Genomic DNA, 20,012 nt, shown 5'->3' with positions numbered 1-20,012 from the left:
CATGAACTTCCTCGACAACCAGCGCGCCGGACGGCGCAACCCCACCGGCATCGCCGTCGTCGTGCTGCTGCACGTCGCCGCGGCCTTCGTTGCGCTGCACAGCTCGAAGATCCTGATCCACCGTGCGCCGGAGAGCATCGTCGACGTGATCCCCATTCCGGACACCCCGCCGCCGCCGCCCCCGCCGCCGGTGCCGCTGCCGGACATCCTGCCGCCGCCGACCACGTCGGTCGTCGTGCCGGACATCACGCCGGACGTGCCGCCGGTGGAGCCGGTGGACATCACGACCCGCCGCATCGACGAACCGCCGCCGCCCGCCGACACGCGGGGCGGCACGGTGCGCCAGCAGCCGCCCGTGGAACAAACCAGGCGCGAGCCGGTGAAGGTGGCGCCGGTGGTGGATGCGAAGGCATGCACGCGGCCTGAATATCCGCGCAATGCGCAGCGCAACGGCGACACCGGCACGGTCACGCTGGCCTTCCTGATCGGCACGGACGGCAAGGTGATGGAATCGAAGGTGGAGAAGTCGAGCGGCTCGCGCGAACTCGATCGCGCGGCGCAGGCGGGGTTGTCGCTGTGCCGCTTCCAGCCGGGCACCGTGGACGGCGTGCCCTACCAGTCGTGGACGCGGATGCAGTACGTGTGGAACCTGGACGAGTAGGCCGGCAAGCCGAAAGGCCTGCCGGCCTCCCGCTCAGGGCTTGCGGGCGACCAGGTTGATCAGCGTTTCCTCGCGCACCGCCGGCGGCTTGATGCGCAGCACGCGCTCCATCAGGCCCAGGTCTTCTCGGCTCCACCACAGGAACGGATAGGAGACGGCGCTGTCCGGCACGTCGAAACCGGCGGCGCGCACCATCGCCAGGTATTCCGGCGCCGTCTTCTGCACGTCCATCGGGTGGCGGAACAGCAGCCGGATCATCCACGAGTGGATGTAGCGCCGGGTCGACTCGGCGAACAGCAGCACGCCGCCCGGTTTGAGCACGCGGAAGAATTCGCGGATCGCGTTTTCCTGGTCGATCAGGTGGTGGAACGTCTGGTGGCAGAACAGCAGGTCCACCGATGCATCGGGCAAGGCGATGTTCGAGCTGGAACAGCAAATGAACTCGGCGGCGATGCCATGCGCCGTCACTTCCCGGCTCGACGCTTCCAGCATCTCGGGATCGATGTCCATGCCGATCAGCCGGCGCGGCGCGAAGCGGCGGTGCAGCTTCGGCAGCGAGCGGCCGTAGCCGCAGCCCACGTCCGCCACCACCTCATAGCTGGTGCGATCCGCCGGCATCAGCCGCGCCAGGTCGGTCAGCGCCCGTTCCAGCACGTGCACCGTCCACGTCTCGGTGCGCAGGAACCATTTACCGAATTCCGTTTCCGGCACGTGCGGTTCGGCGGCCGGCTGTGTCCATTGTGGCTGTGCATTCATACAATTTCCCTTAATTTCAATCCGGACGCCGCTTTATAATGCGTGCCCGTCCAACATCCAATGCTCTCGTGTCGATCCGTGTTCCGCTACTGCTGCTCGCGCTGTCCATCCTGCCGCAGGCCCGTGCCGACACGGCGGAGCCGGCGCACGTCGCGCCGATACGCTTCCTGCTGACCTTCGACGACGGCCCCAGCGCGGCGGCCGACGACAGCAATTCCACCGTCCGCGTGCTCGGCACGCTGGCGCACAACGGCGTGCAGGACGGCATTAAGGCCGTCTTCTTCACGCAGACGCGCCACTGGCGCGGCGGCGGTACGGCCACGGGCCGCGCGCTGATCCGCCGCGAGTACGATGCGGGCCACGTCGTCGCCCTGCATTCGGCCACCGCCACGCACGCGAATCACCGCTTCATGGGCGCCGCCGAGCTGGACGAAACCCTGCAGCGCGGCGTCGACGACCTGCGCTCCCTGACCGGCACGCCTCCCGTACTGGTGCGCCCGCCGTTCTGGGCCTACGATGCGGCCACGCTGGAGAGCTATCACCGCCACGGCCTGGCAATGCTGCTGACGGACCTGAACGCCAACGACGGCAAGATCTGGGGCGTCAACTTCAGCTGGCACAAGCGCGCCAACCTGCTCGCCATGCTGGCCGAAACGAAGAAGCGCTGGTCCGCCGGCGCGATGCACAGCGTCGACGGGGTCACGCCTGTCGTCGTCACCTTCCACGACGTGAACAGCTATACGGCCAGCCACCTCGACGAATACCTGGCGATCCTGCTCGACGTGGCGCACGAACTCGATATCCCCGTCGCCACGAAACCCTTCTACGACGAGCACGACGCGCTCGAACGGGCGGCGCTGGCCAGCACCGTCAAGAGTGCCGCGGAACATCCGCGGCTGCCGGGCTTGTGGAACTGGCTCTGGCAGTAACCCGCACTACAGCGCGGCAACGTGCACCACCGGCGCCGCCAGCGGCTGCGCCGCGCACAGCGCGATCGCCAGTACGTCATGCGCCACTGCGACGCACGCCGCTGCCTCCAAATTCACCGCATCCATTCCTAGCTTGATGCGCGCTTCCTGCGCGCTCCATGCCGCATAAAACTCGTGCAACCGCTCCCCTGGTGCCAGCGCCGCGAGGCGCGCACACGTCGCCGCATCGAACGCATGCTCGGCCAACGCATCGACGTCCCGGCCCGCTTCCTTCACTTCGATGTCGAGGCCCAGCGCCGTCTCCGTGCTGAGCGCACAGGCGACCCAGTCGCCGCTGTGCGATACCGACAGGCCGGGCAGTGCAACCGCCGGCGATACCAGCCACGGCGCCCTTCCCGCCTGCCCGCCGAATACGACTGCCGCGGGCGGCAGGCCAAGCAAGTCGCCGGCCGCGATGCGCAGCAGCGCGCGCGCGGCGATGAACTGGCGCCGCCGCTGCGGCCGTGCGAACTCGCGCGCGCGCTCGCTGTCGGACAGCCACTGCCAGTACAGATCGAGCCGCGCCTCGTCCAGCGCGCCGATGTCGGCAAGCCAGACGTGCGCGGCCGCCTGCGTCATTACTGCGCGATCTTCACGAACTCGCCTTTCAGCGCAACGCCGCTGACGATGTTACCGTCGTGGCATTCGAACTCCGTCTGGCTCGACATCTCGTTGTTCTTGTAGTTGCTGACGATGTTGACGACGGCGTTCGCGCCCACTTCCTCGGCCTTCTTCTTCAATGCCAGCATCGCCGACAGGAACGCCCAGTTGCAGGCCGTTTCCGGCGTCTTGCCGAAGCTGTTGGTCTTCTGGCTGGTGCGGTCGCTCGTGATCTTCTGCGTGACCTTCGGCGTCGGCTGGTCGCCGAAGTAGAACTTCACGTTGTCGCCCAGGCGGCCCTGCGCATCGTTCGACGCCATCGCGCCGGCGATCGGCAGCATCAGCTTGCGGTCGGCTGCGCTGGCCGGCAGGGTGGCTGCGCAGGCGGTTGCCGCCAGGACCATCGTCAACATCGCTTTTTTCATTTTTCTTCCTTTGCTGTGGTTAATTTGCTCGTTTGAAGATCAGGGAGGTGTTGATGCCGCCGAATGCGAAATTATTCGACATCACGTACTCGCATTGCAGCTCGCGGCCCTGGCCCGCGATGAAATCGAGGGGTGCGCACGCCGGGTCCACCTGGTCGAGGTTGATCGTCGGCGCGAACCAGCCGGCCCGCATCATCTCGATGCTGATCCAGGCTTCCAGCGCGCCGCAGGCGCCCAGCGTGTGGCCCATGTAGCTCTTCAGGGAGCTGATCGGCACGCCGCTGCCGAACACCTGTTGCGTCGCCAGCGATTCGGCCACGTCGCCTTGCGCCGTGCCCGTGCCGTGCGCGTTCACATAGCCGATGTCGGCAGCCTGCAGGCCAGCGTCGGCCAGCGCCAGCTCCATCGCCGTCTTCATCGTCGCGGCGTTCGGTTGCGTCACGTGCACGCCGTCGCTGTTGGTGCCGAAGCCCACCAGTTCCGCATGGATCGTGGCGCCGCGCGCCAGCGCGTGTTCGCGTTCCTCCAGCACCAGCGCGCCGGCGCCTTCGCCGATCACCAGGCCGTCGCGCTGCGCGTCGAACGGGCGCGGCGACGTATGCGGCGCGTCATTGCGCGTGCTGGTCGCGAACAGCGTGTCGAACACGGCGGCCTCGGTGGCATCCAGTTCCTCGGCGCCGCCGGCCAGCATGGCCGTCTGCTTGCCGCTCTTGATCGCTTCGTACGCATAGCCGATGCCCTGGCTACCCGACGTGCAGGCGGACGACGTCGTGTACACGCGGCCCGTGATGCCGAAGAACACGCCGATGTTGACGGGCGCCGTGTGCGACATCATCTTGATGTAGGTCGTCGCATTGATGCCGCGCGTGGTGCGCTCGTCCATCATGCGGCCGAAGTCGCCGATGGCGCTCGGCGTGCCGGCGGACGAGCCGAACGACACGCCCATCGCGCCGGATGTCAGCAGCGGGTGGCCGAGCAGCCCGGCCTCCTGCAGCGCCAGTTCGCAGGCGCGGGTGGCCATCAGCGCCACGCGGCCCATGCTGCGCGTGCTCTTGCGGTTGAAGCGCTCGGACAGATCGAACGGCGCGGCCGGCGCGCCCAGGTTCGTGTTCAAGCCCTCGTAGTGAGACCACTCTTCCATCCGCACGACGGCGTTGCGCCCTTCGCGCAGGCGCGCGTGGATCGCCGGCCAGTCGTTGCCGATCGGGCTGATGCCGGCCATGCCGGTGACGACGACACGGCGGCTCATGCGAGGCCCCCGTTGACGGAGATCACCTGGCGCGTGATGTAGCCGGCATCCTCGCTCATCAGGAAGCTGACGGCGGCCGCCACCTCTTCCGGCTTGCCGATGCGGCGCGCCGGGATCATCTTCAATGCCTCGTCCATCGGCACGTCGCTCGTCATGTCCGTCTCGATCAGGCCGGGCGCCACGCAGTTCACCGTGATCGCGCGCTTGGCCAGTTCCAGCGCCAGCGCCTTCGTCGCGCCGATGATGCCGGCCTTGGCGGCGCTGTAGTTCACCTGGCCGCGATTGCCGATCAGGCCGGACACGGAAGCCAGTGTGACGATGCGGCCCGGCTTGCGGCGCTGGACCAGCGGCATCACGAGGGGGTTCAGCACGTTGTAGAAGCCATCCAGGTTGGTACGCAGCACCAGGTCCCAGTCCTCGCCGGACATGGCCGGGAAGGCATTGTCGCGGGCGATGCCGGCGCTGCACACGACGCCGTAGTAGCAGCCGTGCTGCGCGATGTCCGCTTCCAGCGCGGCGGCCGTGCCGGCGCGATCGCTGACGTCGAATTGCAGCACCCTCGCGGCGCGGCCCATCTCGGCGATATGCGCGGCCACCGCGTCAGCCTCGGCGCGCTGGCTGCGGCAATGCAGCACCACGTCGTAGCCTTCGCGTGCCAGGCGCAGCGCGACGGCCTTGCCGATGCCGCGCGACGACCCTGTCACCAGCACGCTCATGGATGTAGTTTGATTCATACTGCTGTTCCACCTTGTAGAAACTCGTTCACATTATCGGGCTGGTAGACCGTCACCGTCGCCGTGGCCACGGTCCTGCCCTCTACTTCGATCCTGCACTCGAACGCGCCCAGGCCGTTGTCGCCCTGCAGCGCGCGGTGCGCATGCACGTGCAGCACGGCGCCCACTGCGAACGCCGGCACGGCCGCTTCGTATTTGCGCGATCCCAGCAGGAATCCTACCTTGACGGCGTCGCCGCGCCGGCGCGCCAGCCAGCCCGCGTGGGCGGCGATGGCCTGCGCCATGTATTCGATGCCGACCCAGCTGCCGACGGCCGCGCCATCGCAAAACATGCTGTCCGGCCGGATCGCCACCTGCGCGCACAGGTCGTCGTCGCCGGCACTGACCACGCTGTCGAGCAGCACCATCTTCCCCGAATGCGGCAGCAGTTCCGCGATCGGCGGCAGCGGTGCGTGCCCCAGTACCAGCGCCGCGTTCGAGCCGCCGAACGCGAACGACGTGCTGGCCACATGGCGCAGCGGCCGCCCCAGCGTGGCACCCGGCGGCACCAGGTTCAGTGCCGGCAGCGCGGGGTCGGGCTGACCGTCCCACAGGTGCGGCGGCAGGTGCCCGCGGCTGTTTTCCGGCTGCAGCGCAAGCCAGCACAGCGCCGCTTCGATGGCCGCCGCGGCGCCCAGCGTGTGGCCGGTAAGCGGCTTGGTCGAGCTGACCGGCACTTCGCAGCCGAACAACTCGGCGATCACGCGCGACTCCATCGCATCGTTCTGCGGCGTGGCAGTGCCGTGCATATTGATGTAGTCGATGTCGGCGGGCGCCAGGCCGGCGCGGCGCAGCGCATCCGTCAGCGCCAGGCGCGCGCCGGCGCCGGTGGGATCGGGTGCCGACATGTGGTGGCCGTCCGACGATTCGCCCCAGCCCAGCAGCGCCACGGCGGCCGGCTCGCGCGTCATCAGGAACAACGCCGCACCTTCGCCGATATTGATGCCGTGCCGGTTCGCGCTCATCGGGTTGCAGCGCTCGGCGCTGACCGACTCCAGTGCCGAGAAGCCGGCCACGGTGAATGCGCACAGCGAGTCGGCGCCGCCCGTCAGCACGGCATCGCACAGGCCCATGCGGATCAGCCGCGCCGCGCTGGCCATCGCCTTCGCGCTGGACGAGCAGGCGCTGGAATGCACGTAGGCGGGCCCGCTGATGCCCAGCTGTTCCGCCAGCATCGCCGCGGGCGAGCCCATCTCCTGCTGGCCGTAATGGAAGGCCTCGTCCAGCGTGCCGTGCGCCGCCTTGTGCAGCACCGCCTTCTCCGTCTCGGCGATGCCGGACGTGCTGGTGCCGAGGATGACGCCGACCCGGTGCGCACCGTAGCGCGCCACGGCCGCGTCGACGGCCGGACGGATCTGCGCCAGCGCGGCCAGCGCGAGCGCGTTGTTGCGGCTGCGCTGAGCGGCCGGCAGGTGGTCCACCGACGACAGCGCGGCGCGCACCTGGCCCAGCGGCAGCGCGCGGCCCGGCGAGCAATCGGTGCTGGGCTGCACGCCGGCGCGGCCGGCGAACAGGTTGTCGCGCACCTCGTCCCGGCTCGCGCCCAGCGCGCACACGATGCCGCACTCGTTCAGGTAGACATACATTGCATTCATCGCTTCATTCGTTCGGGGCAAACTGAATCGTCAGCCGGTATTTATACCGCAGGTTGTCCAGCACCACCGTGCCGCTCCAGCGCGGCGTGCCGCTGTAGGCGATCTCCATGATCGGCTCGTCGTGCAGGTACAGCGTGCGGTGCAGCCCCTGCTCGGCGATGCGCCAGCCTTCCGGCAGCGCCTGCGCGACCGCTTCGGCGGGCCACAACGTCAGCTGCATGTCTTCCAGCACGTCTTCCGCGCGCACCTGGCGCGGCAGCATCACGTGCCGCCATTCCTTCACATCCTTGCCGTCGTAGTGCAGCGACAGCACGCGCTGGCCGAACGCGAGGCCGACCACGTCGACCGCATCCGGCTCGACTTGCAGCGCGACGTCCAGGTCGTCCGTGCGGCCGGCGCGCTCCACCTTCAGGTGCTGCTGCACGCTGATCGACTGGCCCAGCGCGGCCGGGGCCAGCTTCAGGCCGAGGCGGGCCGGCGGTGGCGGCGCGCTGGCGCAGCCAGCCAGCAGCGCCGCCAGCACCGCTGCCGTTGCCAGTCCAGCCTTCAGGTGAGCGCGCACGCCGCCTCCAGTGCCGCCAGCCGCCGTGTCGTCTCCTTCACGTACGGATTGCTCTGGTCCCAGGCGTAGCCGGCCAGGATCGACGCGATCATGCGGCGGATCTCCGGCTGCTGCCGCTCATGGAAGATGATGCGCTGGAAGCCGCCCGCGTACCACGATTCGACGAAGGCGCGGAACGTGTCGACGCCCTTGCGCAGCGGCGCGCCGTATTCCGCCTGCCAGTCGACCGCTTCGCCGGCGAACTGGCGCGCCAGCACGCCGGCCGCCAGGCTGGCCGAGCGCACGGCGATCGTCACGCCGGACGAGAACACGGGGTCGAGGAACTCGCCCGCGTTGCCCAGCAGCGCATAGCCCTCGCCCCACAGTTTTTCCACGTTGGCCGAGTAGCCGACGATCTGCCGCGCCGGCGTATCCCACGTGGCGTTCTTCAGCAGGTCCGCCAGCGATGGGTCTTCGGCCACGATGGTCTGCAGCCGCTCGGTCGGCGAGCCCTGGTACTGCTCCAGGAAGGCCGTCTCGGCAACCACGCCCAGCGAGCAGCGGCCGCCGGCGAATGGAATCGTCCAGAACCACACGTCGTTGTGGCGCGGGTGCACGGTGACGCGGATCTTGTTGCGGTCGAAGCCTTCGGCGATGCCGTCGGCCACGTGCGTGAAGATCGCGCCCCGCACGGGGAAGTTCGACGGCGTCTCCAGCTTCAACAGCCGCGGCAGGATGCGCCCGAAGCCGCTGGCATCGAGGATGAAGCCCGCTTCGACCTGATACTGGCGGCCGTCCGGGTCCTTGACGGTGACGAGCGAGCGGCCACCAGGGCGGCCCAGTTCGATGTCCAGCACTTCATGGCGGAAACGGATCTCGGCGCCCTGCTTCTGCGCTTCTTTCGCCAGCAGGTGGTCGAAGTCGGCGCGCTGCACCTGGTACGTCGTGCCCCAGCCTTCCGAATGCTTGTCGCGGAAATCGAAGGCCGTGTAGACGCCGTCCTTCATGAACGCCGCGCCGTTCTTGAACTGGAAGCCCGCCTCGACGACGGCGCGCAGCATGCCCGCTTCCTCCAGATACTGCATGCTCTGCGGCAGCAGGCTCTCGCCGATCGAGAACCGGGGGAACTGTTCGCGCTCGATCACGAGCACCTGGCGGCCCTGTTTCCTCAACAGGGCGGCGGCGACGGAACCGGCGGGGCCCGCGCCGACGATCAGGATTTCAGCGGATTCCAATTGCATCTGCATCTACTTTCTTTTTGATTGAGGGGTTACCGAAACAGGGCACGGCCAGCCACACGATCAGCGTGCCCAGCAACATCGTCAAGCCGAACGAGTGCAGCGCCGGCGTGTTCGACAGCGCCAGCAGGCCGAAGCCGAGGATCGTGTTCGCGGCGGACAGGCCGACGGCCAGCCATGCCGTGGCATCGCGGCGATCCGGGCTCTCCTGCATGAAGATGCCGTAGTCGACGCCGATCCCCAGCAGCAGCATCAGCGCCAGCACGTGGAACAGCTGCAGGTCCTGCCCCGCGTAGCCCAGGATCGCCAGCGTGGCGATGCTGGCGGCCGCCGTCGGGGCGATCACGCGCCACGCGCGGCCGCGGTAGCGCGGCAGCAGCAACAGGAACACGACGCCATAGGCGGCCAGCACGACGAAGCCCATCGTCACGCGGTAGGCGCCCAGCACGGACGAGATCTCCGCGACCTTGTCGACCCACTGCACGCCGGCGACGTCGCGCGCCAGGCGTGACAGCATCACCGCGTCGGCGAAATTCAGGCCGCGCAGCGCGACGATGCTGGCGTACTCGCCATGTTCCTTGCCCAGCCACAGGTGGCGCCACGGCTCGCTGCTGGGCGCTTGCAGGAAGGCGTCCAGCGTCAGCGGCGTGCCGGCTGCGCGCAGCCGCGCCGCGGTCGCGTCGACCCATGCGCCATCCTCCCCGGTCTGCTGGGCCAGCGCGGCCAGCGGCCCGCCATGTCCCAGCAGCTTCAAGTCCAGCAGCGCGCGCCGCTCCTGCTGCGTGCGCGCCGACGGCACCCAGTTCGACAGCGCCTGGTAGCCCGTCAGCTTGCCCCGCTGGACCAGCGGATCGAGCCTGCGCTTCAGTTCTTCTTCGCGTTGCAGCACCTGTTCCTGCGACGTGCCGCGCACGAGGAAGAACTGCACGGGCGTCGGCGCATCGAGCAGCTTGCCCAGCGCGAGCTGGTCGTCAACGAGGTGCTTCGGCGGATTCTGCAGCTGGCGGATGTCGTCGTTCGCCTTCATGCGCGCGATGCCGAACAGCGCGGCGGCGCCGAACAGCACGGCGGCGATCCACGTGGTCCGCTGCGCGCGCAGCACGGGCCAGCGCGCCAGCAACGCGCCGTAGCGCTGCGCCAGCGCGCCGCCCCGCAACGTCTGGGGGCCGATCAGCTGGGGGAACCAGCACACGACCGTCAGCCATGCGAAGATCAGCCCGAGCGCGGAAAACACGGCCATCTGGCGCAGTCCCGGGAACGGCGTCAACGCCAGGCCCGTGTAGCCGATCACAGCGGCCAGCAACGTCAGCGCAAGGCTGGGCAGCAGCTTTTTCAGCAGCGTCTGCGAATCCAGCGTGGCCGGTGCCGACAGCCGGTTGCACAGGTAGTACGCGCCGTAATCCTGGGCGACGCCGATCAGGCTTGCGCCGAACACGAGGGTCATCAGGTGGATCTGGCCGAACAGCAGCCAGCACACGGACAGCGCACCCAGGCAGCCGATGCCCAGCGACAGCAGGATCAGCCCGATGGGTTTCAGCGAACGGAAAGTGCACCACACGAGCAGCACGATGCCGGCCAGCGAACCGAGGCCGATCGTATGCATCTCGCGGCTGGCCTGCGCGCTGGCGGCCGCGGCGTGCAGGATCACGCCCGCTTCGATGACGCGGCCCTGCTGCGCACCCAGCTGCGCGCCCTGCAGCGCGGCGGTCTTTGCGGCCTGCAGCAGCGGCAGCACCTGGTCCTGCGCCGTCATCGACAGCGCCGGTACCTTCAGCGTGAGCGGCAGCAGCACATACTGCATCGCGTCGTCCGCGACGAACAGGTGCCCGTCGCGCGGGCGCACGGGGGTTTCCTGCGCGCGCTCCTGCGCCCAGCCCGCGAACAGGCCAAACGGATCGTCCTGCCACGCGCCCAGCTTCGGGCCGCCGAACGGCGCATATAGTTTCGCCAGCGCCTGCTGCGTCCAGAACGCGGCGCCTTCCTTTTCCAACTGCGCCTGCTGCGCCGCCGTCATCAGCACGAGGCGGTGCTTCTGAAACAATGCCAGGTAATCCGACTGCAGTTGCTCGTTCGCCTGGGTTGCCGCGAACAGGTCCGGCCGTTTCGCCAGCACGGCGGCATACGCATCGGCCGCCCGCTTCGCATCCTCCCACTCGCGCGCGCCGACCAGCACGATCACGCGCTGCTGCGCCGCGTCGACCATGTGGGCGAACGAGCGTTGCAGCACGGGGTCGCGGTCCTGCACCGGGAGCAGCGCCATGATGTCGGTGTCCGGCACGATGCGCTGGACGAACCACAGATAGGCGTTATGCCCCAGCAGCAGGCACACGGCGGCCAGCCACAGGATCGCGAACGTGCGGGCGCGTGCCATCATTTGAACAGCGCCGCCTCTTCCGGCAACAGGGCCGCGTCACCGCTCTTGATCTCGGAGAACACGATGCTGGTGCGGTCGCCCGACGCTTCGCTGATGACGATGTTCTTCACGTAGGCGCCGCCATCTAGTTTGATCGTGCCGATCGCCTTCGCCAGCGCCGGCTCGCGCGCTTCCAGCGTCACGTTCCAGCTGTCGCTGCCCACCGTGCCGTCCACCTTGAACAGCTGCTCGAGCTGGGCGAGGTCGCCCGCCAGCAGCGCGAACAGCACCTGGTTGATCATGCGCACCGTCGGTTCCGTCTTCGCATCGAGGCGCATCGCCACGCGATCGCCCTGGTAGTGGACGATCTCGCCTTTCGTCAGCCGCAGCGTGTTCGGGAACGGTGCCAGGGTGCGCCACAGCACGCCCTTCTCCTGCAGCACGCAGAAGCGGCCGTTCGCCGCCAGCGGCTTCTTCATGCCGGCCAGCGTCTTCTGCTGGTCGAAGCGGCCGCACATCGCTTTGGGTTGCGCCAGCATCGCCTGGATCTTCGCGACCGGCACAGGCGCGGCCTGCGTCGTGGCGCATGCGCCGGCCGACATCGCAACGGCCAGCATCATCAGGATTTTCTTCATGCGATCCCCAGTTTCTTCATCAGTACGGGCGGCGACACGTAGCACATCTCCTTCGTGTCGATGTGCACGGCCACCATCGTCGTCGTCGCGCGGTTCAGGCGCTTGCCCGATGCCGCATCCGTGATCAGGTAGTCGATCTTCAGGCAGTTTTCCCACTCGACGATGTCGGCGCGCAGGCGGATCTTCTGCCCGAACGTGGCCGGCGCCACGTAGCGCAGGCGCATGTCGACGATCGGCCACGCATAGCCGGATTCCTTCATCTGCGGGTAGTTGTAGCCGATCTTGTCGAGCAGCGCGCAGCGCACCACCTCGAGGTATTTCACGTAGTTGCCGTGCCAGACGATCTCCATCGGGTCCAGGTCGAAGAACTGGACTTCCATGTCGACTTCCGCATACCAGCGGCTCTCCTTAGCCTTGCGCATACAGCTCCCATGCCTTGCCGCGGATCTTGCCGACCAGAGCGCGGATCTCGCCATCGAGGCGGCGGTCTTCCTCGATCGGCGCGATGCCCAGCGCCTCGACCATCTGCACCAGGTGCGGCTGCAGTGCCAGCTCGGGGGTGACGCGCGCGCGCAGCCAGGCGCCCTGGCGCACCGTGACGAGCAGCGCGGCCACGACCTGTTCCGTCAGTTCCAGCACGCGCAGGCAGTCGCGCGCGGCGATCGTGCCCATGCTGACCTTGTCCTGGTTGTGGCATTCGGTGGAGCGCGAGAACACGGAGGCCGGCATCGTCAGCTTCAGCGCCTCGGCCGTCCACGCGGACGCGCTGATCTGCAAGGCTTTGAGGCCATGGTTGATCGCCGCGCGCGGCCCCGTGCTGCCGGACAGGTTGGCCGGCAGGCCGTTGTTGTAGCGGGCGTCGACGAGCAGCGCCATCTGACGGTCCAGCAGGTCGGCGATATTGGCCACGGCGTTCTTCATGCCGTCCATCGCGAACGCGATGTGGCCGCCGTAGAAATGGCCGCCATGCAGCACGCGCTCGTTGTCGCCGTCGATCAGCGGGTTGTCGTTCGCGCTGTTCAGTTCATTCTCGATATTGGCGCGGAAGAACGGCAGCGCATCGGCCAGCACGCCGATCACGTGCGGCGCGCAGCGGATCGAGTAGCGGTCCTGCAGGCGCTTGCCGTTGCGTTCCCACACGGTGGTCGGCAGGTCCGTGCGCAGCATCGCCGCCACGCCCTGCATGCCGGCGTGCGGCTTCACGGAGAACAGCACTTCGTCGAAGTGATGGGCGTTGCCGTCCAGCGCGTACGACGCCAGCGCCGTGATCCGCGTGGCGAGGCGCACCAGGTATTCGGCGCGGTCGTAGGCGAGGCACGCGAGCGCCGTCATCACGGCCGTGCCGTTCATGATCGCCAGGCCCTCCTTCGGGCGCAGTTTCAATGGCGTGATGCCCGCTTCGCGCAGCGCGATGGCGGCGTCGACGATCTGGCCATTGCGCCAGACTTCACGCTCGCCGCACAGCACGGCGGCCAGGTACGACAGCGGCGTCAGGTCGCCGGACGCGCCGACGGAACCCTCGGCCGGGATCAGCGGCAGCAAGCCCGCGTCCAGCAGGCGCGTGATCTGCAGCAGCAGTTCGACGGAGACGCCGCTGTAGCCCTTGGCCAGCGATGCGAGGCGTGCGGCCAGGATCGCGCGCGTCTCGGCCGGATCGAAGTAGCGGCCGGCGCCGCAGCCGTGGTACGTGTACAGGTGGTGCGGCAGCTCGGCCACCAGGTCCGGCGGGATCGTCACGGTGCACGAGTCGCCATAGCCCGTCGTCACGCCATACACATTGCCGTCCTCGCGCAGCAGGCGGTCGAGGAAGTCGGCGCCGCGGGCGATCGCCGCGCGAAAGTCCGGATCGGGGGACAGCTCGGCGCTGGCCTGCCCTTGCGCGATGGCGACGATGTCTTCGATCGTGAGCCGGTTGCGGTCGAAACGCACGGCGCGCCGGGCGGATTGGATGTCAGCGAGATGCATCGTCGGTGTCCTGAGAGTTGTGTTGCACCGGCAGGTGCCAGAAATCGTAGAAATTGAACCATTGCAGCGGTGCGCGCACCGCGTAGTGCTCGAGCCGGCGCGCATACGCGGCAGCCAGGCTCGCCAGCGCCTCGGTGCGGCCCTTGCGGGGCAGCCGGACGCCGTCCTGGAAGTGCTCGATGTGCACTTCCGTCACGCCGTTCACGCGCACGGTGAACAGCAGGTAGACGGGGCATTGCAGGATACCGGCCAACAGGTACGGCCCCACCGGGAACGGTGCCGGCTCGCCGAGGAACGGCACGGTGGCCACGTGCTCGTTGCCCGACACGGGCACGCGGTCGCCGGCGATGACGACGAACTCGCCGCGCGACACGCGCTCGGACAGCAGCATCGCCGTGGCAGGCGTCATCTCCGTCACCTGCAGCAGGTTGCTCTGGCTGGCGGGATTCAGTTTGCCCATCAGCCGGTTGAACGCCTGCGCGTGCTTGGTATGCACCAGCACCGTCGTCGTCACGGCACTGCGCTGGCGCGACAGCACGCGCGTCAGCTCCACATTGCCCAGGTGCGCGCAGATCATCACGCCGCCGGTGCGGCGCGCGACGGCGTTCTCGATCAATTCGCCGCCGTACAGCCGCACGCCATCGAGCGGATACAGGCCGCCCCACAGCAGCAGCTTGTCCAGCAGGTTTTCGCCGAAGCTGGCGAAGTGCGCCAGCACGCCCGGCACCCGCTTGCCGGCGTCCGGGCCCACGAACGCCCGCATGCGCCGCAGGTAGTCGCGCGACGCGCGCCGCGCCCTGCCCTGCGTGGCCAGGTACCAGGCCAGCACCGGATAGACGGCCACGCGGAACGGCCAGCGGCCGAAGCGGCGGCACACCCAGAACAGGAAGCGCATGCCGGCCACGAAACTCACCTCGTCGATCGAGGCCCAGTGGCGCCGCCTTTCACTCATCCCTGCCTCGCCCACTTGCGCGTCGCTCACCTGCGCCTCCACTTGCGGGCCAGCAGCAGCGGCATGCGCGGCAGCATGCCGAGGAACAGCGCCGTGTGCATGCCGGTGATCAGCACGTTGTCGCGCCACACGAGGAAGTGCGACACGCCGTCTTCCGGGTAGCGCACGCGCGTGGGCACGTTGACGATGGCGACGCCGCGCCAGTGCAGCCGCACCAGCACGTCCGTATCGAAGTTCATCCGCTTGCCCAGCCGCGTGCGGGCCGCCAGCGCGTGGATCGCCGCCAGCGGATAGACGCGGAAGCCGCACATCGAATCGCGGATGTCGAACGACAGCGTGTTGATCCACACCCAGATGTGCGTCGCGTAGCGGCCGTACAGCCGGGCCTTCGGCACCGACTCGTCGTACACGGGATGGCCACAGATCACCGCGTCCGGCCGCGCCGCGCCTTGCGCGAGGAAGCGCGGCACGTCGTCCGTGTCGTGCTGGCCGTCCGCGTCGATCTGCAACGCGTGGCTGTAGCCCAGCTCGCGCGCCTTCGTCAGGCCGGCCATCACGGCCGCACCCTTGCCGGAGTTGACGGCCAGGCGTACCAGCGTCACGCGGCCGCTTTCGGCTGCGGCGATGTCGTCCAGCACGCGCGCGCAGGCGGCCGTGCTGCCGTCGTCGACGAGCACGCAATGCAGGCCGTGCGCCAGCAGGCGCGCGGTGACGCCGCCGATGGCGCCTTCGTGGTTGTACACGGGGATCACGGCGCAAGGCTTAAACATCGGCGGCCTCCCCGAACAGCACGCGGCCGCTGGCATGCTGGCCGGCGGATGAGCGGTAGGCGAACGTCAGCTGGCCCTTGGCGGGATCGTGCAGCAACTCCAGCTGCACCGGCATGCCGGGCTGGATCACGTGCTGGAATTTCAGGGCCTGCATCGTGCGGAACGCGGGCGGCAGCGCGAAGTGCTCGCGGCCGTAACGGATCGCCCACTCCACCTGCGCCACGCCCGGCAGGATCGGCGCTTGGTCGAAATGGCCGTCGAAGTACAGCAGGTTGACGGGGGCCGTCACCTCGATCAGCACGCGGCGCTCGTCGCGCTCGAGCACCTGCACGTGCGGCTGCCGCACAGGATCCGACAGCAGCGCCAGCAGCGCCGCAACGGTCGTCTTGCCTTGCGCGTTGACGGGCAGCTGGTCCAGGTAGCGCCAGCGGCGCGGCAGCGCGACGGCGTCGACGACGCCCGCCAGCGCGGCGCGCAGCCGGCCGTTCAATGCCAGCTTGCCGTCGGCGGCCAGCAGCGCGCGGCCGGCCGGCGTCGGCACGACAAACGCGGCCAGCATCTGGCGCTGGCCAGGTTCCGGATCGCACAGCACGACGCGCGCTTCGGCCGCCAGATCGGTTGCCAGCAGCGCCGCTTCCAGCGCGTCCAGGGAGATGCGTTTTTCCTCGATCTTGGCGATGCGGTCGCCCCGCCCCATCAGCTGGAACCGGCCGCCGGCCAGCTCCTGCGCGCGGTCGGCGAGGCGCAGCCACGCATCGTCCGGCAAGTGCGGCGAGCGTACTTCCAGCAAGCCGTCGACGAGGCGCCACGTCACGGTGGGGAACGGCGTCCAGCCTTCGTCGCCCACCTGCGGCAGCTGCGCGCGGCGGCGCCATGCGATGCCGCCCGTTTCCGAGCTGCCGAACACTTCGAACGGCACCGCGCCGAGCAGCGTGCCGCACGCTTGCGCGGTGTCGGCCGGCAGCGGGCCGCCGGACGAGAACACGGCGCGCAGCTGCGTGCGCGCACCGCTCCAGTCCAGGTGGGCCGGCAGGCGCTTCAGGTGCGCGGGGCTGGCGACCAGCACGGCCGGTTGCGCGGCCAGTGCGGCGGCCAGCGTTTCCGGGTAGGCGATGCTGTGCGCATGGATCGTCCGCCCCGTGTACAGCGGCCACAGCACCTTGAACAGCAGGCCGTAGATGTGCTGGTGCGAGACGGTGGCGATCACGTGCGCGTCGCCGGCGGCCGCGCCGAACAGCATCTCCAGTGTGGCGACTTCGCTGGCCAGCTGGCACAGCTTCTTCGGGATCGCCTGGGCCGCGCCGGTACTGCCGGACGTGAACACGACCAGCGCATCGGCCTCGTCGTCCAACGCTTCGAACGGCGCATCGTCGCCGGGACAAAACTGTGGCAGCGGGTCGGGCGCCAGCGGCGCGCGCGCGGCCGGGAAGTCGCCCAGGAAGCCGTCGACCTCGCGCGCCAGGTGGGCGCAGGTGGCATCGAGCGTGTCGGCACTGAGCCAGACGGTCTTGCCGGCGTGCCAGGCGCCCAGCAGCGCGGCCGCGAACTCGATGCTGTCCTCGAGGTACAGCGCCCAGCGCGTGCCCGCCTGCTCGCGCAGCAGCGCGCGCCACGCACGCACGCGGGCCAGGAAGGCGGCCGTGTCGACGGCGGCGCCGTCGCGTACGCCGACAGGCATGGCGGTTGGCCGCGCGGCCAGCCGCACGACGAGAAGGGACAACGAATCAGACATGATGCAACCGCTTGAAACGCAGGCGGACCAGGTATTCGCCGCCGAACAGTAAGCCCATCAGCACGTACGAGATCACGCCCGTGTACAGCGACCATGCCGCATCGCTGGCCCACAGCGCCGTGCCCAGCGCGATCGCACCGTTACAGACAAAGAACACGCACCACACCTGCGTGACGGTGCGCATGTAGGCGCCGGCGACGGCCGGGAAGTCCTGGCCGGACAGCCGCGCCATCCGCTCGATCGCCGAGACGGGCGTCAGCAGGCTGGCGCCGAACACGCCCAGCATCGCGGCGCTGACGAGCACCGGATACAGCTTCAGCGGCAGCAAGCCGTTGCTCCACACGGCGCAGGCGACCAGCACCAGCGCACCGGCCACGGACCAGCGCGCGCCGCGCGAGATGCGCAGCGCCGGCAGCCGCGCGAGCGCGGCCAGCAGCAACAGGCCAGCCAGCCAGCGCGGCTCGAAGCGGCCGTGGCCCAGCCAGATCGCCAGCGGATACAGCACCGTGACAGCCACGGCGACGACGTTCAACAACATGCGGTCAGACCGCCGGCTCCGTCAGGCCGGCCAGCGCGTCGACGACGTCGCCGATCGTGCGGATCGTCTTGAACACTTCCGGCTGCAGGCGCTTGCCGGTCAGCTGCTTCAGTTTCACGGCCAGGTCGACGGCGTCGATGCTGTCGATGTCCAGGTCTTCGTACAGGTTCGAGTCGGCCGTCAGCGTGGCCTTGTCCAGTTCGAACATGTCGGCCAGCAGGTCGATCACCCAGGACTGCAGCTCGGCGCTGCTCATTGCGGTCAAATCAATCATCGTGTGCTCCTTATTGCTTGCGATGGGTCTCGATCATCGCCGCCAGCGCCCGCACGGAGGCGAAATGGCGGCGCGTATCCTCGGAGTCGGCCGACAGCGAGATGCCGTATTTCTTCTGCAGCGCCACGCCCAGCTCGAGCGCGTCGATCGAGTCCAGCCCCAGCCCTTCGACGAACAGCGGCGCATCCGTGTCGATGTCCTTCGGGCTGATGTCTTCCAGCTGGAGCACGTCGATGATCAGTTCCTTCACTTCTTGTTCAAGCATGGCCTTGGTACTTCCCCGTAAAATAGTTCTGCAAAAATTCCGTCAGGCGGCGCGCCGCGATCACTTCGCTCGCGCCGTCGGTGAACGGTGCCACCGGCACGTCGTCCTGCACTTCCAGCGAGAAGCGCACGCGGCGCGGCGGCACGCGCCACCATTTCTCGCCCTTGCCCAGCGTGGGCGGATCGCAGCGGATCACGACGGGCGTGATGTCGCGCGCGCCGCGCACCGCGACATTGGCGGCGCCCCGCTTCAGGCAGATGGCGCCGCCGGCCGGCGTGCGCGTCCCTTCCGGAAACACGATCAGGTTGCCGCCCCGTTCCAGCGACGCGATGCAGTCGCGCACCAGGTCGCCGCCGTCGCCGCCGCTGCCGGCGTTACTGATATAGCCTGCGGCCCGCACCGGTCCGCGCGTGAACGGGTTGTTCCACAGCGCAGCCTTGACAATGCAGTCCGCGTTGCGCACGAAGGCCATCAGGAACACCGTGTCGATCAGGGTCGGATGGTTTGCCAGGATCAGCAAGCCGCGCCGCTCCAGCTTTTCCAGCCCGCGCACGTCGTAGCGCAGCACGCCGAGCAGCCGCATCACGTCCACATACGCGCGAAACGCCAGCCGGATGATCGTGCGCGCCGCCGCCACCCGCCGCGCGCGCCGCCACACGGCAACGTACAGCAGCGGGAACACGACTAGCCGCAGCAGCAGCCCGCCGATCCCGAACAACGCAAACGACAGCCCGGTGGCCGCGACGCGCCATGAACGCCCAAGCGGCCCCAGCCGGGCAATCCACTCAGGCGCCATGCGCACCGCGGCTCCAGCGCCAGCGGCGCCGTCCTGCCACCCGTTCCAGTTGCGCCGCGCCGCCCGCAAAAAAGCGCAGCACTTCGAGCGTGCCCGGCATGCCGCCGTGCGGTTCGTCCGCGTCGGCCGCCGTCCAGTCCAGCGCGAGCCGCTCGCCGCCGTCGCGTGCCATCAGCCACGCGAACGCATGCGGCTCCTCGGCCCGGTCGGCAAACGGCGCGAACATGTCGGGCAGCGGGCATTCGCACGCCACCAGCAGTACCATCGGTTCGCCGTCCGCCAGCAGGCCGCAGGCCTCGATCACCGCATGCTCGAGCGTGCCGCTGCCGGCCGCGAGCGCGATATGATTGGCGCGGTCGCCGCGCGCAATCGAGAACATGCCCGCGTTGGCGTTATGGACCGACATGCCGAACGCGGTGGGCGATAGCGGCACCCCGTGGGCCAGATCGTCCAGCAGCGCGATCGCGCGCGCGGTCTCGCCATGGCGGGAGCAAAACACGGTGGGAACGCCGGCATGTTCGCCGAGCGCCTGGTAGGCGACGTCGAGCGCCATCTTGCCCAGTTGGCCGAGGCGGCGGCGTTGCATCGCGGGCATCGCACGCACGCCCGGTTCGCCTTCGGCCGGGATCGGCCACGGCGCGGCGGCCCATGCGGACCACTCGTCTGGCGTACCCAGGCCGGGCGCCCATGCGGCATGCCCGACAATGGAAAAACTGATGCCTGCCCTGTGCATTTGATTAAATCCTCGTCGCGGTGGTTACTGCAAAACGTGCGCCACTGCGAATGGGGTTTGTGGCAGGTACTGGTCCGGATTATAAGCGAGCCCTGCCTTGAAATTCAAAAAAATATCCCCAAGGAACTATCAAGCGTTGCATTTTGGCGCACGGCAACGGGACAGAAGTCTAGCCGTCAATGTTCGGTGAAAG

General features: G+C 68.6%; 22 protein-coding genes and 1 pseudogene. 2 read left to right on the top strand and 21 right to left on the bottom strand.

Annotated features, from left to right (window positions below; all coding sequences use genetic code 11):
- Position 1: 1 nt before the first annotated feature.
- Positions 2-661: an energy transducer TonB gene (locus tag IP92_RS13795; RefSeq protein WP_145875714.1), complete on the top strand. Its 660-nt coding sequence runs from the start codon at positions 2-4 to the stop codon at positions 659-661.
- A gap of 33 nt (positions 662-694) precedes the next feature.
- Here the strand turns inward: IP92_RS13795 and IP92_RS13790 are convergent, their stop codons facing one another.
- Positions 695-1,417, bottom strand: coding sequence for a class I SAM-dependent methyltransferase (locus tag IP92_RS13790; protein WP_145875712.1), 723 nt, complete (start codon positions 1,415-1,417; stop codon positions 695-697).
- 68 nt (positions 1,418-1,485) lie between these two features.
- Between IP92_RS13790 and IP92_RS13785 the strand changes: the two genes are divergently transcribed.
- A complete protein-coding gene (locus tag IP92_RS13785; RefSeq protein WP_229418762.1) occupies positions 1,486-2,346 on the top strand; it encodes a polysaccharide deacetylase family protein in 861 nt (286 codons plus the stop codon).
- Between the two features lie 6 nt (positions 2,347-2,352).
- Here the strand turns inward: IP92_RS13785 and IP92_RS13780 are convergent, their stop codons facing one another.
- The 20 genes and pseudogenes from IP92_RS13780 to IP92_RS13690 all read right to left on the bottom strand — a co-directional run bounded on the left by IP92_RS13780 (position 2,353) and on the right by IP92_RS13690 (position 19,819).
- Positions 2,353-2,964: a 4'-phosphopantetheinyl transferase family protein gene (locus tag IP92_RS13780; protein WP_145875708.1), complete on the bottom strand. Its 612-nt coding sequence runs from the start codon at positions 2,962-2,964 to the stop codon at positions 2,353-2,355.
- A complete protein-coding gene (locus tag IP92_RS13775) occupies positions 2,964-3,410 on the bottom strand; it encodes an excinuclease ATPase subunit (RefSeq protein ID WP_145875706.1) in 447 nt (148 codons plus the stop codon). The genes IP92_RS13780 and IP92_RS13775 overlap by 1 nt, the downstream gene beginning before the upstream one ends.
- Positions 3,411-3,429: 19 nt before the next feature.
- Entirely contained in the window at positions 3,430-4,659 is a 1,230-nt protein-coding gene (locus IP92_RS13770; RefSeq protein WP_145875704.1) for a beta-ketoacyl-ACP synthase, read from the bottom strand.
- Positions 4,656-5,393: a 3-oxoacyl-ACP reductase FabG gene (gene fabG, locus IP92_RS13765; RefSeq protein ID WP_145875702.1), complete on the bottom strand. Its 738-nt coding sequence runs from the start codon at positions 5,391-5,393 to the stop codon at positions 4,656-4,658. Before fabG ends, IP92_RS13770 begins: the two co-directional genes overlap by 4 nt.
- On the bottom strand, positions 5,390-5,830 hold the full coding sequence (locus IP92_RS30790) for a hotdog family protein (RefSeq protein WP_503826282.1): 441 nt from the start codon (positions 5,828-5,830) through the stop codon (positions 5,390-5,392). The genes fabG and IP92_RS30790 overlap by 4 nt, the downstream gene beginning before the upstream one ends.
- Before the next feature lie 18 nt (positions 5,831-5,848).
- Positions 5,849-7,018: pseudogene (locus tag IP92_RS13760) on the bottom strand (beta-ketoacyl-ACP synthase); the annotation flags it as partial.
- 13 nt (positions 7,019-7,031) lie between these two features.
- Positions 7,032-7,589, bottom strand: a complete 558-nt coding sequence (locus IP92_RS13755; RefSeq protein ID WP_229418761.1) for a DUF3261 domain-containing protein — start codon at positions 7,587-7,589, stop codon at positions 7,032-7,034.
- Positions 7,574-8,809: an NAD(P)/FAD-dependent oxidoreductase gene (locus tag IP92_RS13750; RefSeq protein WP_145875700.1), complete on the bottom strand. Its 1,236-nt coding sequence runs from the start codon at positions 8,807-8,809 to the stop codon at positions 7,574-7,576. The genes IP92_RS13755 and IP92_RS13750 overlap by 16 nt, the downstream gene beginning before the upstream one ends.
- On the bottom strand, positions 8,790-11,177 hold the full coding sequence (locus tag IP92_RS13745) for an MMPL family transporter (RefSeq protein ID WP_145875960.1): 2,388 nt from the start codon (positions 11,175-11,177) through the stop codon (positions 8,790-8,792). Before IP92_RS13745 ends, IP92_RS13750 begins: the two co-directional genes overlap by 20 nt.
- Positions 11,177-11,794 carry a LolA family protein gene (locus IP92_RS13740; protein WP_229418760.1) on the bottom strand — a complete coding sequence of 206 codons (618 nt, stop codon included), beginning with the start codon at positions 11,792-11,794 and terminating at the stop codon, positions 11,177-11,179. Before IP92_RS13740 ends, IP92_RS13745 begins: the two co-directional genes overlap by 1 nt.
- The gene (locus IP92_RS13735; RefSeq protein WP_145875699.1) at positions 11,791-12,216 is read right to left on the bottom strand and encodes an acyl-CoA thioesterase; all 426 of its coding nucleotides are present in this window, start codon (positions 12,214-12,216) and stop codon (positions 11,791-11,793) included. The genes IP92_RS13740 and IP92_RS13735 overlap by 4 nt, the downstream gene beginning before the upstream one ends.
- Positions 12,203-13,759: an HAL/PAL/TAL family ammonia-lyase gene (locus tag IP92_RS13730; RefSeq protein WP_145875697.1), complete on the bottom strand. Its 1,557-nt coding sequence runs from the start codon at positions 13,757-13,759 to the stop codon at positions 12,203-12,205. Before IP92_RS13730 ends, IP92_RS13735 begins: the two co-directional genes overlap by 14 nt.
- Complete coding sequence (locus tag IP92_RS13725; RefSeq protein WP_443094147.1) at positions 13,746-14,741, bottom strand: lysophospholipid acyltransferase family protein; 996 nt, start codon at positions 14,739-14,741, stop codon at positions 13,746-13,748. The genes IP92_RS13730 and IP92_RS13725 overlap by 14 nt, the downstream gene beginning before the upstream one ends.
- Positions 14,738-15,481: a glycosyltransferase family 2 protein gene (locus tag IP92_RS13720; RefSeq protein ID WP_145875695.1), complete on the bottom strand. Its 744-nt coding sequence runs from the start codon at positions 15,479-15,481 to the stop codon at positions 14,738-14,740. Before IP92_RS13720 ends, IP92_RS13725 begins: the two co-directional genes overlap by 4 nt.
- Positions 15,474-17,213, bottom strand: coding sequence for an ApeI family dehydratase (locus IP92_RS13715; RefSeq protein ID WP_145875693.1), 1,740 nt, complete (start codon positions 17,211-17,213; stop codon positions 15,474-15,476). Before IP92_RS13715 ends, IP92_RS13720 begins: the two co-directional genes overlap by 8 nt.
- Complete coding sequence (locus IP92_RS13710) at positions 17,206-17,751, bottom strand: COG4648 family protein (protein ID WP_145875690.1); 546 nt, start codon at positions 17,749-17,751, stop codon at positions 17,206-17,208. Before IP92_RS13710 ends, IP92_RS13715 begins: the two co-directional genes overlap by 8 nt.
- Positions 17,752-17,755: 4 nt before the next feature.
- On the bottom strand, positions 17,756-18,025 hold the full coding sequence (locus tag IP92_RS13705) for an acyl carrier protein (RefSeq protein ID WP_229418759.1): 270 nt from the start codon (positions 18,023-18,025) through the stop codon (positions 17,756-17,758).
- Between the two features lie 10 nt (positions 18,026-18,035).
- Positions 18,036-18,290, bottom strand: a complete 255-nt coding sequence (locus IP92_RS13700) for a phosphopantetheine-binding protein (protein WP_145875687.1) — start codon at positions 18,288-18,290, stop codon at positions 18,036-18,038.
- Positions 18,283-19,086, bottom strand: coding sequence for a lysophospholipid acyltransferase family protein (locus tag IP92_RS13695; RefSeq protein WP_145875952.1), 804 nt, complete (start codon positions 19,084-19,086; stop codon positions 18,283-18,285). Before IP92_RS13695 ends, IP92_RS13700 begins: the two co-directional genes overlap by 8 nt.
- A complete protein-coding gene (locus IP92_RS13690) occupies positions 19,076-19,819 on the bottom strand; it encodes a beta-ketoacyl synthase chain length factor (protein ID WP_145875685.1) in 744 nt (247 codons plus the stop codon). Before IP92_RS13690 ends, IP92_RS13695 begins: the two co-directional genes overlap by 11 nt.
- Positions 19,820-20,012 lie beyond the last annotated feature (193 nt).

The organism is Pseudoduganella flava (genome assembly GCF_007830495.1).
In the GTDB taxonomy this organism is placed as follows: Bacteria; Pseudomonadota; Gammaproteobacteria; order Burkholderiales; family Burkholderiaceae_D; genus Rugamonas; species Rugamonas flava.
This window is presented reverse-complemented; position numbering and strand designations above follow the sequence as displayed.